Consider the following 14,482-nt stretch of genomic DNA (forward strand, 5'->3'; position numbering starts at 1 on the left):
GATCTCTCGTCGCGTCCGGCCACTGGTCAGTGCAAGCCGCACAGCTTCACGCCGAAATTCCGGCGTCGGCCTGTTTCCGTTTCCCATAGAACACCTCCTGGTTCCTCAGTTGGTGCTCTCCACTTCTTCCGGGCAAGTCCACACGGCAGGGCAGACCACGCTACCTGTGGGGCATCACGTGGGGCAATCAGAGCACTCCAGTTAGGAGTTGGTTACAGGGAAGGTTGACACCACGAACGAAGTGAGTGGTTGGCTGGGGCGCTAGGATTCGAACCTAGGTATGTCGGTACCAAAAACCGATGCCTTACCACTTGGCGACGCCCCAACCGTGCCGGGGTGTTTAGCGAAGCGGGTGGGGGCGTGCAAGGGGCGATCCGCGAAATTTTCGCGTCTCTGACATGCCTTGCCGGGGTGGGCGCGGGCGGCTAGGACGAAGCATGATCTGGGACGCAATCATTCTTGGGGCCGGGGCTGCCGGCATGATGGCCGCCATCGAGGCGGGTCGCCGGGGCCGCAGGGTGCTGGTCATCGACCATGTCAAGGCCCCGGGCGAAAAGATCCGGATTTCGGGCGGCGGGCGGTGCAACTTTACCAACCTTGGCATCGCTCCCGAACGATTTCTGTCGCAAAATCCGCGCTTTGCCTTGTCGGCCCTGAAGCGGTTCACTCAGTGGGATTTCATCGCCCGGATGGATGCCGCCGGGATCGCCTGGCACGAGAAGACGCTGGGCCAGCTGTTCTGCGACGGCTCGGCCACGCAGGTGGTGGAGATGCTGGTCCGGGACATGGAGCGTGCCGGGGTGACGCTGTGGCTTGGCTGCGGCCTGGGGGATATGAGGCGGGTCGGCGACGGGTTCGAGGTCGAAACGGCGCGCGGGCCGCAGCGGACGCGGAGGGTCGTGGTGGCGACGGGGGGGAAGTCGATCCCCAAGATGGGGGCGACGGGCTATGGTTACCGGGTGGCCGAGGCTTTCGGCCTGCCCCTTGTCGAGACCCGGCCTGCGCTGGTGCCCCTGACCTTTGCCGATCAGGAACTGGCCTGGATGCGGCCTCTGGCGGGGGTCGCTTTGCCGGGGCGGGTCGCGTGCGGCCGCACCGGGTTTGACGAGGCGGTGCTGTTCACCCATCGGGGGCTTTCGGGGCCTGCGGTGCTGCAGGTCTCGTCCTACTGGCGCGAGGGCGATGCGATCCATCTCGATCTCATGCCGGGCCGCGACGTGGCGGCCGAGCTGCGGGCGGCGCGGGGGAAGGTGGCGCTGCGGACGGTGCTGGGGCGCTGGCTGCCCGAGCGGCTGGCGCGGCATCTCGAAGAGGCGGCGGGGGTGACGGGGACGATGGCGGACCTGCCCGGCGCAGTGCTTGACCGGGTGGCGGCGGGCATCCGGGACTGGCGGCTGGTGCCGGTCGGCTCCGAGGGCTACAGGACCGCCGAGGTCACGCTGGGCGGCGTCGACACTGGGGCGCTGGACGGGCGGACCATGGAAGCGAAGGGCGTGCCGGGGCTTTATTTCATTGGCGAAGTGGTGGACGTGACGGGCTGGCTTGGGGGCTACAACTTCCAATGGGCCTGGTCTTCGGGCTGGGCGGCGGGGCAGGTCCTGTGACCAGGGTGGGCGAATCGCGCGGTTCGGCCGTCAGCCCCGCCGCGCGGCTTCGATCGCGGCGACGTCGATCTTCTGCATCGTCATCATCGCAGCAAAGACACGCTTTGCCTCATCCCCTCCGGCCGAAAGCGCCTCGGTCAGGACCCGGGGCGTGATCTGCCAATTCAGGCCCCAGCGGTCCTTGCACCAGCCGCAGTCACTTTCCTGGCCGCCGTTGCCGACAATGGCGTTCCACAGCCGGTCTGTCTCGGCCTGATCATCGGCTGCGATCTGGAAGGAAAACGCCTCGCTCTGCGAAAAGGCCGGGCCGCCGTTCAGACCAAGGCAGGGGATGCCCGCGATCGTGAAGTGGACCGTCAGCACATCGCCCGCCTTGCCCGAGGGAAAGTCTGTCGGTGCGCGGAGCACCGCATGCACTGCACTGTCGGGGATGACATCGGCGTAGAACCGGGCGGCGGCCTCGGCCTCGGTGTCGAACCAGAGACAGACGGTGGCCTTGGGGGCGGGCATGGGTGATCTCCTTGAGCGTGTCAGGGAAAACCAGATTCGCGCCGAAGTGTTCCCTAGATCCGCAGCGGGTCGGCCTTGGCGAGGCGGTCGAAGGCCATCAGGCTGGCCACCAGCGCGGGCATCTGGGCCAGCGGGATCATGTTCGGCCCGTCCGATGGCGCGCGGTCGGGGTCTTCGTGCGTCTCGATGAAGACCCCGGCGATGCCAAGGCTGACCGCCGCACGCGCCATCACGGGAGCGAATTCTCGCTGACCACCCGAAGAGTTCCCCTGACCGCCGGGCTGCTGCACCGAATGGGTTGCGTCCATTATCACCGGATATCCGGTCCGCGCCATGATCGGCAGGGCGCGCATGTCAGCCACCAGGGTGTTGTAGCCGAAACTGACCCCCCGCTCGGTCAGAAGGATGCGGTCGTTCCCGGTCGAGGCGACCTTGGCGGCGACGTTGGCCATGTCCCAGGGCGCCAGGAACTGTCCCTTCTTCACATTGACCACAGCGCCCGTTTCGCCCGCAGCCAGGAGAAGGTCGGTCTGGCGGCAGAGGAAGGCCGGGATCTGGATCACGTCAACCACGGTCGCCGCCTCGCGCGCCTGGCCTGCGTCGTGGACATCCGTCAGCACCGGCAGCCCCATCGCACGGACGGCCGCCAACACCTGCAACCCCGCCTCCATCCCGAGGCCGCGCTTGCCCGACAGCGAGGTGCGGTTGGCCTTGTCGTAGCTGGCCTTGAAGACGAACTGCGCGCCTGCGGCCTTGCACGCCTCGGCCATCGCCCCGGCGATCATCTGGGCGTGATCCAGGCTTTCCAGCTGGCAGGGGCCCGCAATGACCAGAAGCGGTTGGTCATTGCCGACGGTCAGCCCGCCGATCTTCACGTCAGTCATGCACGCGTCCCTACGAAGAGACCTGTTCCCGCAGGATCGCGGCGGTCATCGAGACCATGAGGTAAATGCCCAGCATGATCAACAGGGTCACCAGCGTGTTCTCGAAGGCGCGGGGGAAGGCGGGCTCGTCCGGGGGGATCGGGCTGACGGACAGCGACAGATAGCGGACCTGCCGGTTCGCCTCGACGCGGGACGTCTCCATCGATTGAAGCGCCTGGGCGAGCAAGAGCTGGCGGGTTTGCAGATCGGCCTGCGCGACAAGAAGCTGACCCTGGATTTCAGCCAGACTGGTCGAGCCTGCCGAGGTTTCGGTCATCCGGGCGCGGAGGTCGGCAACCTCGCCTTCCAGCGTCGCGATGCGGCGCTTGATGGGGTCCATCCGGGCCTGGTTCGGCTCGGCGTTGGATTCCATCTGCGCCAGGGCCAGACGTTCCTGGGTCAGCTGGTTCTCAAGCCCCGAAATCTGGCCGACGATCAGCCCGACTTCGGTTTCCGAGGACAGGATCTTGAACTTCTCCTGCAGCTCGATCAGCTTTCTTTGCGAGTCGGTCAACGCTTTCTGCGCGGCCTCGTAGCCCGCCTGGGCATCATTCATCTGGTCGGCGCGCAGCCGCTGGGTCAGGTGGTCGACCTGTTCCTCGGCATAGGCGATGAGCTGTCTTGACCAGGCCGCTGCCACCATCGGGTCAGCGGCGGCGACGTCCATGCGGATCACGCCCTCGGTCGTGTCGAACGAGATCTTCAGGAACTTCTTGTAGACCTTGTAGGCCGCTTCAAGCCCGGCGTCGGGGGCCATCCGCTGCAGCTGGTCGATCTCGGGGCTTTGGAAATGGCTGCGGAAGCCCAGGTCTTCGTCCAGGCGACCCATCGCCTCGCGCGATTGAAGATAGCCTTGCACGGCGATCGAATCCTGCGAGGTCGCAAAGGCGGTGCCGGAAAAGAGCCCCCCCATCGACCCGCCGCCACCGCTGGGGCCGGCCTGCTGGATCACGAATTCCGAGCGCACCGAATACATCGGTGTCGCCATCATGTAGAAGTACCAGCCAGCCAGGATGGTGGGCAGAAGGACGAAGGCAAAAAGCCGCGCGCCCAGAAGGGCCAGGCGCCGACGGCGGCGGCGGGCGATGTCCTGCTGCATGCGCAGGATTTCGGCAGCCTGGTTCACTTCGGCGCGCTGTTCGGTCGAAGGCAGCGCGATGGGCTTGGCCTTTTTCGGCAGTTGCACCACGTCGCCGGGCAGGCGGGCGATTTCACGCCCCGGCTCACGTGCCTCGGTCTGGGGCGGGAAACCACGCTGGGGGTGCGCTCCAGGCGCCGCAGTGTCGGAGGCAGCATCGGGCGCCGCAGCTTCGGGCGAGGGGGTGACCACACGCAGGATCGACGCGCGCGAGAAGGGATCGACCCCCGCTTCGCGCAAGAGGCGCACGGCATCGGCCTCGGACGTGGGGGACAGGTGGCTGCGCTGCGCAACAAGCATGGCCCGGCGCAACTGCCGTTCGGTCAGGCCTTCTGTCAGGATCGCGGCATTGACGCGGGCGATCTCTTCGGGGGTGACTGCGCGGGTTATGCGTTCGGCAGAGGGTTCGGGCGAAGTGGCCTCGACCGGCGGGGCTGGCATCGGTGCAGGTGTCGGTTCGGGCGCCTCGGCGCGGCTGGCGGCCTGATCCTCGGGCCGACGGAAGTCCAGGTTGCCAAAGCCGTCGTCATGGGTGTCGAAAAGCTGGCCGCCGCTGTTGCCTGCGTCCTGCGGGACGGCAGACCGGTCCACCGGGCGGGTGTTGTAGCGCGGAACCTTAGGCGTCGTAGTCATAGAGGCGTTTCGCTTCTTCCAGGGTCTCGAACTGGTAGAGCTTGCCATTCCGCAGCACGGCGGCCGTGCGGCAGAATTTCTCAAGCGTCTTGGGCGAGTGCGAGACGATGACGACGGTCGAGCGTTTCAGCCGCTCTTGCAGGATATTGCCGGCCTTGCGGTTGAATTCGACATCAGAGGTGGCGGGCATGCCTTCGTCGATCAGATAGATGTCAAACTCGATCGACAGCAGCAGCGCAAAGGAGAACCGGCTGCGCATGCCCGAAGAATAGGTCGCCAGCGGCATTTCGAAGTATTCGCCAAGTCCGCAGACCCAGCGGCAGAAGCTTTCGACGTAGTCGGGGTCCAGACCGTAAAGCCTGGCGATGTAACGGCAGTTTTCCTTGGCCGAATGCTTGTTGTTGACACCCCCCATGAACCCCAGGGGAAAGGACACGCGCGACGTCTTGCGGATCGTGCCTTCGTCGGGTTTTTCCAGGCCCGCCATCATGTTGATGATCGTGGTCTTTCCAGTGCCGTTTCCGGCCAGGATGCCAAGCGAGTTGCCCAGTTCAACGCGAAAGGAGGCGCGGTCAAGGATCACCTTGCGCTGCGTTCCCGTCCAGAAGGATTTTGATACGTCCCGGAACTCGATCATCATGGCCTCGGCGCCCGTAGATCGGGCGTCTTTCTCTTGCTACGACCATATCGTTAACATTGGGTTTGTGGCCTTAAAAGGGCCGAGAACGAAACATGGGCTTGCATCGGCGTGTCGGGGCAGCCACGCCGGACACCGGTCAGGGGCGCGGACGGGCCAGCAGAAGGGCAGCCGGGCCGGCCAGCAGGCTGAGGGCAAGGCCCAGCCGCGCGGCCTCTTGCATTGCGCCGCCGGGCAGTGCTGTCGCAAGGCTGAGGACGGGGACGGTAAACCCCATCGCCATGATCAGCGTGATCCGCAGAACATCACGCAGGCTGACGCCCTTGGGCAGGCGCAGGCCAAGGGCGGCGGCAAGGCCAAGCCCGATCAGGATCATCCCGAGCGGCCGACCCAGCCAAAGCGCGGCAAGTGCTGTCAGGGTCGTGGGCGCAAAGGCGAAGAGATCGACGCCTCCGCGCGTCAGGCCGAAAAGGAAAAGCACCCCCGTCAGCGGCCATGCCAGCGCGTGGGTCAGACGGTTGAGGGGATCATGCAGCACCTCTTCGGCTTCTGCGAAAAGCCCGAAGCTGCGGTCGGCATGGGCAATGGCGGGGATCACCGGCAACAGCCCCAGCACCGGCGGCAGGCCCGAGGCCGCAACACCGATCCAGGACAGCAGGCCCGCGATGACGTAAGGAAACAGCCGCTGGCTGGCCCGCCGCCGGGTCTCGGACACTCCGGGGTCAGGGGTCCGGCCAAACAGCGCCCAGGTCACAAGGGCCGCGGCAAGCGGCAACATCAGCCAGGCCAGCCGCAGCGAAAAGCCGGGATGCGAAAGGCCCGCGACAAGCAGCGCCAGGATGTCGGTCGCGATGGACAGCAACAAAAGAAGGTGCAGGGCCGGATGGCCCGCCCCGAAGACCGCACGACCGACCAGGAAGCACAGGACCACATCGCTGCCCAGAGGCACCTGCCAGCCGGAGGCAAAGTGCGCCTCCTCGGCCGTCTCGATCAGGCTGCCGACCAGGATCCACATCCCCGCCGCCCCGGCAAGCCCGCCGAGGGTCAGACTGGCCGGCAGGACCGCCTGCCGCCCCTTCAGCGCACCGTGTTCCAGCGTCAGCGCCTCCCACAGCTCTTTGCCGATGAAGAAGAGGAACAGCGACATCGCCACATCGGCCACCAGGTTCAATGGCGTGAGGCTGAAGGGAAGGGGGGCAAGCCAGGCAGGCAGCGTCAGATCAAGCAGCCGAAGCTCGATGCTGTCGTAATAGCTTGCCGGGGCAAGATTGACCCAAAGTGTGGCCAGAGCCGCGCCACCGAGAAGCGCCTTGGCGAAACGGGGCACGAAGGAAGAAACGCGATACATCGGCGGACTCGGGGTACGGACCAGGGGACGATGGGTTGGGGCAGGGCGCAGGGTTCCATTTGACCGGCTTTTCCGCGCGCCGCAATGGGTGGCCCGATCTTCCGGCGGGAAGCCGTTGCAGGGGGCATCGAACCCCCAGCAACGGCGCTGCCGCGGCATGGCTGGACGGGGCGGGACTGCGGGGGCAGGGGGGGAAGCTTCTGGCGTGGGTGAGGCCGACCGGGGTCTGGGTGCTCGCGGGCAGTGGTCAAGGGCACTGGATCGGGCATCTGGCCGAGACGCCGGGAGGCCGAGTGGCGGGCCGGGACTGGGTTGAGCAGTGTGCCCAAGGGATATCCACAGACCGGCGCGGTCCTGGCGCGGTCGTTGCCGGGGTTGCGGGGCGTGACGCCTGACGGCAGGCTTGGGAGATGCAGTTGACAGACGAAATCACCGCCTGCCGCCTTTGCGCGGCGCGTTTTGCGGCGACCGCAACCGGTCATGCCCCGCGCCCGGTCGCGTGGTTCCGGCCCGGTGCCCGGGTCCTGGTGGCCGGCCAGGCGCCTGGCCTGCGGGTCCATGACAGCGGGCGGCCCTTCACGGATCGGTCCGGCGACCGGTTGCGCGACTGGATGGGGGCGACCGAGGCCGAGTTCTACGACCTTGACCGGGTGGCCGTCGTGCCGATGGCGTTCTGCTTTCCCGGCTATGATGCGAAGGGCGCCGACCTCCCGCCGCCGCCGATCTGCGCGGCAACGTGGCGGGGGCGGGTGCTTGACGCCCTTGGCGACATACCGCTGACGCTACTGGTCGGCGGTGCCGCGATCCGCTGGCACACGGGTCTTCGGGATGTGACGGGGGTCGTGGCCGATTGGCGCGCCCATGCCGCGCGGGGCGTCTTTCCCTTGCCGCATCCTTCGTGGCGGAATACGGGGTGGCTGAAACGCCATCCCTGGTTCGAGGCCGAGCTTCTGCCCGCCTTGCGCGCCCGGGTCCGAGAGGTTCTTTGATGTCTGACCTTGTCACCCTGCTTGATGCGGCCCATGCCGCCGTCTCGTCCGACCCCGAGAACGAGGCCCTGCGCCTGCGTTTCTTCGAGCGGCTGGCCGATGGCGAGATGGTCCTGCTTCTGGAGCGCGAGGCGGTGGGCGAAAATCTGGAGCCGCGCATCTTCGATCTGGAAGACGGCCCGGTCGTCCTGGTCTTTGACCGCGAAGAACGGCTGGCCAGCTTTACGGGCGGCATCGCGCCCTATGCCGCGCTGCCGGGCCGGGTGATTGCGGGGCTTCTGAAGGGGCAGGGGATCGGGATGGGCGTGAACCTGGGCGTGGCCCCGTCCTCGATGCTCTTGCCGCCCGAGGCGATGGACTGGCTTGCCGAGACGCTGGACGGCGGCCCGGAAGAGGTCGAGGCGCGGCCGCAGGAATTCCTGGCCCCCACAGTGCCCGAAGCGGTGATCGCGGCGCTGGACGGCAAGCTTGCCCGCGCTGGGGGGCTGGCGGCGGCGGCGGTGCTGGCGGGGGTGGTCTATGCGGGCGGGCGGCGCGGCCATTTGCTGGCCTTGCTGGACGCGGTGGACGGGGCGGAGGCCGCTCTGGCCCGCGCAATGAACGAGGCGCTGGTCTTCTCGGGCATCGAGGCGGGCGAGCTGGACGTGGTCTTCCTGGCCAGCGCGGACCCGGCGGCCAAGGCGATGGCCCGCGTGGGTTTGCGGTTCAATCTGCCTGCGCCGCAGACGCCCGCGACCCCCGCAGCCCCCCCGGCGCCGGGCATGGACCCGTCGCGCCCCCCGAAACTGAGGTGATGCCTCTGGCGGGGATATCTGGACAAGGATGAACGGGCTTTTGGTGGGGTATCAGGATACCTTTATTGTAAGCCGTTGTCTATATGAGATTAAATCTTGATTGCGGCGCTTGACGCGCATTGTGGCATCGGCGATAAGCCCGCATCCGAGTTTCCGGGGGCAGTGGTGCCCCCTTCTTCTTTGGGAAAACCATGAAAACCTTCACCGCTACTCCGGCGGACATCGAGAAGAAGTGGATCCTGATCGACGCCGAGGGCGTTGTTCTGGGCCGCCTTGCCACGATCGTCGCCAACATCCTGCGCGGCAAGAACAAGCCGACCTTCACCCCCCACATGGACATGGGTGACAACGTCATCATCATCAACGCCGACAAGATCCAGATGACGGGCAACAAGCGCAACGACAAGATCTACTACTGGCACACCGGCCATCCGGGCGGCATCAAGCAGCGCACCGCGCGGCAGGTGCTGGAAGGCAACCACCCCGAGCGTGTGGTCGAAAAGGCCGTCGAGCGGATGATCACCCGCAACCGCCTGGGCCGTCAGCAGATGACCAACCTGCGCGTCTATGCCGGGGCCGCCCATCCGCATGAAGCACAGCAGCCCACCGTTCTGGACGTCAAGGTCCTGAACCCGAAGAACACCCGGAGCGCGTGATCATGGCCGATATCAAATCTCTTGATGACCTGAAGTCGGCTGTCGGTTCGGCACCTGCCGCCGTCGAAGCTGCGCCCCGCGTTCCGGTCCGTGACAAGCTGGGCCGGTCCTACGCCACCGGCAAGCGCAAGGACGCGGTCGCCCGCGTCTGGGTCAAGCCCGGTTCGGGCAAGGTCGTGGTCAACGGCAAGGAAATGGCGGTCTACTTCGCCCGTCCCGTGCTGCAGATGATCCTAAGCAGCCTTTCACCGTCGCCAACGTGGAAGGCCAGTTCGACGTCTACGCAACCGTCGCCGGTGGTGGCCTTTCCGGCCAGGCTGGCGCAGTGAAGCACGGCATCTCGAAGGCGCTGCAGCTGTACGAGCCCACGCTCCGCGCGGCACTGAAGGCAGCCGGCTTCCTGACCCGCGACAGCCGCGTCGTCGAACGCAAGAAGTACGGCAAGCCGAAGGCCCGCCGCTCGTTCCAGTTCTCGAAGCGCTAATGATCATCGCAGGGTGCGCTGCAGCGCACCTTGCCTTGCGAAGGCCCGCCCTTGTGGCGGGCCTTTTGCATTTTTCTGACGGATTGTAGCCTGATGGGTGCACGCCTAGATTGGTCCCAAGTTTCAGATCGTGGGGTTGATGAAATGGGTTGGTGGCCGAAGTCACGACGGGGTTCGGACAAGCTTCAGCTGTTCGGGTCTGCCGAAACGGGATGGACTGGCAAGGTTGGGTCCTCAAGTGTCGAAGTAGGACGCTTTAGCTACGGCATCGAGAGCGCAAGAATTAGACAATGGTCTGAAGGATCTGCGTTGAAAGTAGGAGCCTTCTGCTCCATTGCGGACGGACTGACTGTCATGCTGGGTGGGAATCACCGGACAGATTGGGCCTCTACCTTCCCTTTCGGCCACGTCTATCAAGATCAGCTACGAGGACAGGACATTGTCGGGCACCCACGTTCCAGGGGCGACATTCTTGTTGGCAACGATGTGTGGATCGGCGCCAACGTGACTCTGCTCTCTGGGATCGAGATTGGCGATGGAGCAGTGATTGCAGCAACTGCAACCGTTACCAGATCTGTCGGGAGCTATGAAGTGTGGGGGGGAAACCCCGCCGTCATGATCCGTCATCGCTTTGGGCCAGAAATATCAGCTAGGCTGCGTGACTTGCGATGGTGGGATCTTCCAACCGATGTTGTAAGACGGATCGCCCCGCTTCTTTCTAGCCCGCCCCGTGAATCCTTGCTCGACGAACTGGAAGCCATTGTAATGCAAAACGAAGTTTAAAAAAAGAAGGGCCGGGAAAACCCGGCCCAGTCAGGGGTAAGAGCGAACGTCGCTCGGGGGATCTGGTGTCAGGGTTGCCAGAAGGGCTTGGTGCATTCGCGGCGCACTTCCTGCGGGTCCAGGCCGATGTCACGCAACAGGTGCGCGTCCAGATGGGCCAGGCGCTGACGCTCGCGGTGGCGGGTGAGGGCGGTCATCAATGCAGTGCGCACGCGCGAAAGAACCCCGGAAGGGGTGTGCAGCGGCAAGGTCGTGATATGCGTCTGGGGCATTTGTGCCTCCTTCGATTTGTATTGATACAATAAGCCTGCTTCGGTAAGAACAATGTAATATCTCCACCGAATGAGTCGCCAGAGGATTATTGTGACTGATACAACTTGGGCACCCGATCTGACTCAATTCCCCGGCCCGAAGTATCTGGCCCTGTCGCGTGCCCTCCGGGATGCGATCCGTGCGGGGGATCTTCCGGCCAATTCGCAGCTGCCGACGGTCCGCGATCTGGCGTGGAGACTGCACTTGACGCCCGGCACAGTGGCCCGCGCCTACCAGCTTGCGACGCAAGAGGGGCTGCTTGCAGCCACCGTGGGGCGCGGGACATTTGTAGCAGCACAATCGCCGCGACTGGGGCCGACCCAGGCCTTGTACACCGAGCGTGTCACGGGTGGGACAACCGGCCTGGTTGATTTCCGCCCGCCGCAGGTCCCCGAGGTCGGCCAGGCCGAGGCCTTCCGCGCGGCCCTTCTCGACATGGCCGAAACGACAGGGCAGGGCTGGCTGGACTACACCAGCCAGATGGGCGAATCCGCCTTGCGGGCCGAGATCGTGACCTGGATGGGTGACCGCATCCTGGGGCCCATCGGACCCGAGGATGTGGCGCTGACCCACGGCGGGCAGAACGCGATCAGCCTGATCTTCGATTGCTGCCTGCGCGGCGAGCGCCCCGTCGTCCTGATCGAGGAACTGGCCTATCCCGGCTTTCGCTACGCCGCCCGGGCGGCGCGGGCCGAGGTGGTCCCGGTCGAGATCGACGAACACGGCATTGTCCCCCAGGCGCTTGAGGCCGCCTGTCGCCGCCACGGTGCGCAGGTCCTGTGCCTGACGACCGAGGCGCAGAACCCCTCGACCGGCCGGATGCCGGTGAAGCGGCGTCAGGAAGTGGCCGAGATCGCGCGGCGCTATGACGTGCAGATTCTGGAAGACGACTGCTATTCGGTCGCCGAAAGCGACATCCCGTCCCTGCGCGCGCTGGCACCGGAACGGGTCTGGCTGGTGGGGTCGGTCTCGAAGACGATCTCGGCGGCGCTGCGGTTCGGCTATGTGATCTGCCCGGCGGGCATGGGCGAGGCGGGGCGGCTGACCGCGCAGCACGGGTTCTTTGCACTGTCGCGCCCGGTGGCCGACCTGATGCTGCACCTTTTCCGCTCGGGCGCGGCGCAGCGGATAAGGACCGAGGTGCAGGCCGAATTCGCCGCCCGCCTGCAGACTTTGGTCAACCGCCTGGGTGCCTATGACCTGGGCTGGCAGCCCGGTGTGCCCTTCGTCTGGCTGCGTCTGCCGATCGGCTGGCGCGCTTCGGCCTTTGTGCGCGCAGCCGAGGCCCGGGGGGTTCTGGTCCGGTCGGCCGACGAATATGCCCTTGTCCACGGCCGCGCCCCGAACGCGGTCCGCCTGGCCATCGCCGCCAACCTTCCGCGTGAGGCGTTCGAGGCCGCCGTGCAGACGCTGTCCGATCTTCTTGGCCGTCCGCCCTCGGACCTCTCCGTATAGGGAAATCCCGACCTGTTGCATTTGGGACTCGCTCACACAGAATGGCCAAAGCGTGAGTTGACCGAAGGGCAAGCCCTGCCTCACAGTCTGGACACGAGCAGTATAAAAAGAGAGCCCGAAAAATGGGACTTCAACACGCATTCCACGCGCCGCATGGCGGCGCGGATTTTCTTGGTTGGCGCAAGACCCGTCAGGGTGCCACGGAAATCGTCTATGATGATGGCGTCGCCCGCCGCATGATCTGGCGCGTGGCCACCGACGATCCGTCCGAAGCCCGCATCATCGAAGCGTTGCGCGTCGCCGTCGGATCCATCCGAGTCGTCCCCACGCTTTATGACGAGCTGAAGAAACGGGCGATCGCCATCGAGCGCGTCGCAGGCTGACCGGGCCGGGGGGGCACCGCCCCCTGTCCCCGCCGCCACAGCTTGATTTCCCACCGTTTTGATGGCCCTCTTGCCTAAAGCCAAGCGTTCGGTCTAATTTGATCAAATGACAAGGCTGCCGGAGTGCAGTCGAACAGGGGGAATGATGGCGCAAACGCCGGGATCCGAGGCCAGGACGGGCCTCAAGCTGATCTCTCCGACAGCAATCTACGTGATTCTCCTGCTCGCCGTGCCCTTGGCGACAGTGTTGGTCTATTCGGTGATGACCGGCGGGCGGGGCAACGTCTCGCTCCCACTGACCGGCGAGAATTATGCCGAGTTGTGGTCGAAGTCAGTCTACGGCTACATCATGCTGAAGTCGCTGCTGGTGGCGCTGGTCGTGACCGCCATCACCGTGATCCTGGCCTACCCGGTCGCCTATTTCGTCAGCTTCCACGTCAAGCCGGAACGCAAGAGCCTGTGGCTGTTCCTGATCACCATCCCGTTCTGGACCAGCTACATCATCCGCGTCAGCCTGTGGTTCGTGATCCTGGGCTACGGCGGCGTGCTTGATTCCACTCTGACCGCCATCGGCCTGCAACCGCTGAACGTTGCCAGCTACTCGATCCTGTCGATCATCATCGTGCTGGCCCACGCCTACGCCCCCTTCGCCGTGCTGCCGATCTTCGTCAGCCTCGAGAAGGTCGACCGCAGCCTTCTGGAGGCCGGACAGGACCTTGGCGAAAGCCGCTGGATCACCTTCCTGCGCGTGACGCTGCCCCTGTCGATGCCCGGCGTGATCGCCGCGGCGCTGATCGTCTTCATTCCCACCGTGGGCGACTACGTGACGCCGGAGCTGGTGGGCGATGGCAAAGAGCCGATGATCGCCAACCTGATCGAAACGCAACTGCTGAAGCTGCAGAACTTCCCGCAAGGGTCGGCCTTCGCGGTGGCCTCGATGCTGATGGTGGGGATCGTATCGGTCGCTTTCGTCTTCTGGAACAAGCGGTTCATCGGGGGCTCGAAATGAAGAAGGCCTCTGGCTTGCGCGGCTACACGCTGTTCTATCTGATGTTCCTCTACGGCCCGATCATCCTGCTGCCGATCTTCGCGTTCAACGACAGCCGGGTCGTGGCCTTCCCGCTGCAGGGCTTCACGACGGGCTGGTTTGCCGAGATGGCCGCCGACCAGAACCTGCGCATCGCCGCGAAGAACAGCCTGATCATCGCGCTGTCAGTCGCGACGATCTCTACGGTGCTTGGCATCTTTGCCGCCCGCGCCAGCGTGCGCTACCGCTTCCCCGGCAAGGGGCCGCTGATGGGCATGATCATGCTGCCGCTGGTCCTGCCCGAGATGATCGTGGCGATGGCGCTTCTGGTCGTGCTTCTGTCCATCGGCATCCCGCTGTCGCTGTTCACTGTCATCCTGGGCCAGGTGCTGATCTGCACACCCTTCGCGGTGGCGATCCTGACCTCGGCCTTCCAAAGCCTGGACAAGTCGCTGGAAGAGGCGGCGATGGACCTAGGCGAAACCGCGTGGAGCACCTTCCGTCTGATCATCCTGCCCCTGGTCATGCCGGGGATCATGGCCTCGTTCCTGATCTGCTTCACCATCTCGTTCGACGAATTCATCATCTCGAACTTCCTCGGCTCCGGCCAGCCGATCCTGTCGGTCTACATCTTCGGCCAGTTCCGCTTTCCCGCCAAAGTGCCGTCGATGCTGGCGCTGGGGACCGTGCTTGTCTGCATGTCGATCATCCTGCTTGGCTTTGCCGAGTACATGCGCCGCCGTGGCATCGCCAAGGCCGGCGGTAAAGATTCCGGAGGCTTCCTGTGACCTTTTCCGATGACCGTC

The 14,482-nt window shown here is 65.2% G+C and carries 15 protein-coding genes, 1 tRNA gene and 1 pseudogene; 10 read left to right on the forward strand and 7 right to left on the reverse strand.

Going from position 1 to position 14,482, the window contains the following annotated elements:
• Positions 1-250 precede the first annotated feature (250 nt).
• Positions 251-325: transfer RNA gene (locus U1E69_RS06775), tRNA-Gln, on the reverse strand.
• A 112-nt stretch (positions 326-437) separates the two neighbouring features.
• On the opposite strand from U1E69_RS06775, the gene U1E69_RS06780 reads away from it, so the two are divergent.
• Positions 438-1,604, forward strand: a complete 1,167-nt coding sequence (locus U1E69_RS06780; RefSeq protein WP_322243595.1) for an NAD(P)/FAD-dependent oxidoreductase — start codon at positions 438-440, stop codon at positions 1,602-1,604.
• Positions 1,605-1,634: 30 nt separating this feature from the next.
• On the opposite strand, the gene U1E69_RS06785 is transcribed toward U1E69_RS06780, so the two are convergent.
• From U1E69_RS06785 to U1E69_RS06805, 5 genes are all read right to left on the reverse strand, one after another.
• Positions 1,635-2,114 carry a VOC family protein gene (locus tag U1E69_RS06785; RefSeq protein ID WP_322243596.1) on the reverse strand — a complete coding sequence of 160 codons (480 nt, stop codon included), beginning with the start codon at positions 2,112-2,114 and terminating at the stop codon, positions 1,635-1,637.
• 53 nt (positions 2,115-2,167) lie between these two features.
• Positions 2,168-2,998, reverse strand: coding sequence for a 3-deoxy-8-phosphooctulonate synthase (gene kdsA / locus U1E69_RS06790; protein ID WP_322243597.1), 831 nt, complete (start codon positions 2,996-2,998; stop codon positions 2,168-2,170).
• 10 nt (positions 2,999-3,008) lie between these two features.
• Positions 3,009-4,808 carry a capsule biosynthesis protein gene (locus tag U1E69_RS06795; RefSeq protein ID WP_322243598.1) on the reverse strand — a complete coding sequence of 600 codons (1,800 nt, stop codon included), beginning with the start codon at positions 4,806-4,808 and terminating at the stop codon, positions 3,009-3,011.
• Positions 4,792-5,445, reverse strand: a complete 654-nt coding sequence (locus tag U1E69_RS06800) for an ABC transporter ATP-binding protein (protein ID WP_322243599.1) — start codon at positions 5,443-5,445, stop codon at positions 4,792-4,794. The genes U1E69_RS06795 and U1E69_RS06800 overlap by 17 nt, the downstream gene beginning before the upstream one ends.
• Before the next feature lie 139 nt (positions 5,446-5,584).
• Entirely contained in the window at positions 5,585-6,793 is a 1,209-nt protein-coding gene (locus U1E69_RS06805; RefSeq protein ID WP_322243600.1) for a Na+/H+ antiporter NhaA, read from the reverse strand.
• A 410-nt stretch (positions 6,794-7,203) separates the two neighbouring features.
• Between U1E69_RS06805 and U1E69_RS06810 the strand changes: the two genes are divergently transcribed.
• From U1E69_RS06810 to U1E69_RS22600, 5 genes and pseudogenes are all read left to right on the forward strand, one after another.
• Positions 7,204-7,782, forward strand: coding sequence for a uracil-DNA glycosylase family protein (locus U1E69_RS06810; protein ID WP_322243601.1), 579 nt, complete (start codon positions 7,204-7,206; stop codon positions 7,780-7,782).
• The gene (locus U1E69_RS06815; RefSeq protein ID WP_322243602.1) at positions 7,782-8,576 is read left to right on the forward strand and encodes an SseB family protein; all 795 of its coding nucleotides are present in this window, start codon (positions 7,782-7,784) and stop codon (positions 8,574-8,576) included. Before U1E69_RS06810 ends, U1E69_RS06815 begins: the two co-directional genes overlap by 1 nt.
• Positions 8,577-8,767: 191 nt before the next feature.
• Complete coding sequence (gene rplM / locus U1E69_RS06820) at positions 8,768-9,232, forward strand: 50S ribosomal protein L13 (RefSeq protein ID WP_322243603.1); 465 nt, start codon at positions 8,768-8,770, stop codon at positions 9,230-9,232.
• A 2-nt stretch (positions 9,233-9,234) separates the two neighbouring features.
• A pseudogene (gene rpsI, locus U1E69_RS06825) lies at positions 9,235-9,716 on the forward strand (30S ribosomal protein S9).
• A 354-nt stretch (positions 9,717-10,070) separates the two neighbouring features.
• Entirely contained in the window at positions 10,071-10,499 is a 429-nt protein-coding gene (locus U1E69_RS22600) for a CatB-related O-acetyltransferase (RefSeq protein ID WP_416200263.1), read from the forward strand.
• 68 nt (positions 10,500-10,567) lie between these two features.
• Here the strand turns inward: U1E69_RS22600 and U1E69_RS06830 are convergent, their stop codons facing one another.
• Positions 10,568-10,771, reverse strand: coding sequence for a DUF1127 domain-containing protein (locus U1E69_RS06830; RefSeq protein WP_322243604.1), 204 nt, complete (start codon positions 10,769-10,771; stop codon positions 10,568-10,570).
• Between the two features lie 91 nt (positions 10,772-10,862).
• Between U1E69_RS06830 and U1E69_RS06835 the strand changes: the two genes are divergently transcribed.
• From U1E69_RS06835 to U1E69_RS06850, 4 genes are all read left to right on the forward strand, one after another.
• Positions 10,863-12,266 carry a PLP-dependent aminotransferase family protein gene (locus tag U1E69_RS06835; protein ID WP_322243605.1) on the forward strand — a complete coding sequence of 468 codons (1,404 nt, stop codon included), beginning with the start codon at positions 10,863-10,865 and terminating at the stop codon, positions 12,264-12,266.
• Positions 12,267-12,388: 122 nt separating this feature from the next.
• Positions 12,389-12,649 carry a hypothetical protein gene (locus U1E69_RS06840; protein WP_322243606.1) on the forward strand — a complete coding sequence of 87 codons (261 nt, stop codon included), beginning with the start codon at positions 12,389-12,391 and terminating at the stop codon, positions 12,647-12,649.
• Between the two features lie 145 nt (positions 12,650-12,794).
• The gene (locus U1E69_RS06845; protein WP_322243607.1) at positions 12,795-13,658 is read left to right on the forward strand and encodes an ABC transporter permease; all 864 of its coding nucleotides are present in this window, start codon (positions 12,795-12,797) and stop codon (positions 13,656-13,658) included.
• Positions 13,655-14,464: an ABC transporter permease gene (locus U1E69_RS06850; RefSeq protein WP_322243608.1), complete on the forward strand. Its 810-nt coding sequence runs from the start codon at positions 13,655-13,657 to the stop codon at positions 14,462-14,464. Before U1E69_RS06845 ends, U1E69_RS06850 begins: the two co-directional genes overlap by 4 nt.
• Positions 14,465-14,482: the final 18 nt, after the last annotated feature.

Source organism: Tabrizicola sp. (genome assembly GCF_034366665.1).
GTDB lineage: Bacteria > Pseudomonadota > Alphaproteobacteria > Rhodobacterales > Rhodobacteraceae > Tabrizicola.

Bases quoted from the DNA above. Each gene is read 5' to 3' on its own strand.
- U1E69_RS06780 (WP_322243595.1), top strand. From the start codon at position 438: ATGATCTGGGACGCAATCATTCTTGGGGCCGGGGCTGCCGGCATGATG.
- U1E69_RS06785 (WP_322243596.1), bottom strand. From the start codon at position 2,114: ATGCCCGCCCCCAAGGCCACCGTCTGTCTCTGGTTCGACACCGAGGCC.
- kdsA (WP_322243597.1), bottom strand. From the start codon at position 2,998: ATGACTGACGTGAAGATCGGCGGGCTGACCGTCGGCAATGACCAACCG.
- U1E69_RS06795 (WP_322243598.1), bottom strand. From the start codon at position 4,808: ATGACTACGACGCCTAAGGTTCCGCGCTACAACACCCGCCCGGTGGAC.
- U1E69_RS06800 (WP_322243599.1), bottom strand. From the start codon at position 5,445: ATGATCGAGTTCCGGGACGTATCAAAATCCTTCTGGACGGGAACGCAG.
- U1E69_RS06805 (WP_322243600.1), bottom strand. From the start codon at position 6,793: ATGTATCGCGTTTCTTCCTTCGTGCCCCGTTTCGCCAAGGCGCTTCTC.
- U1E69_RS06810 (WP_322243601.1), top strand. From the start codon at position 7,204: ATGCAGTTGACAGACGAAATCACCGCCTGCCGCCTTTGCGCGGCGCGT.
- U1E69_RS06815 (WP_322243602.1), top strand. From the start codon at position 7,782: ATGTCTGACCTTGTCACCCTGCTTGATGCGGCCCATGCCGCCGTCTCG.
- rplM (WP_322243603.1), top strand. From the start codon at position 8,768: ATGAAAACCTTCACCGCTACTCCGGCGGACATCGAGAAGAAGTGGATC.
- U1E69_RS22600 (WP_416200263.1), top strand. From the start codon at position 10,071: ATGCTGGGTGGGAATCACCGGACAGATTGGGCCTCTACCTTCCCTTTC.
- U1E69_RS06830 (WP_322243604.1), bottom strand. From the start codon at position 10,771: ATGCCCCAGACGCATATCACGACCTTGCCGCTGCACACCCCTTCCGGG.
- U1E69_RS06840 (WP_322243606.1), top strand. From the start codon at position 12,389: ATGGGACTTCAACACGCATTCCACGCGCCGCATGGCGGCGCGGATTTT.
- U1E69_RS06845 (WP_322243607.1), top strand. From the start codon at position 12,795: ATGGCGCAAACGCCGGGATCCGAGGCCAGGACGGGCCTCAAGCTGATC.
- U1E69_RS06850 (WP_322243608.1), top strand. From the start codon at position 13,655: ATGAAGAAGGCCTCTGGCTTGCGCGGCTACACGCTGTTCTATCTGATG.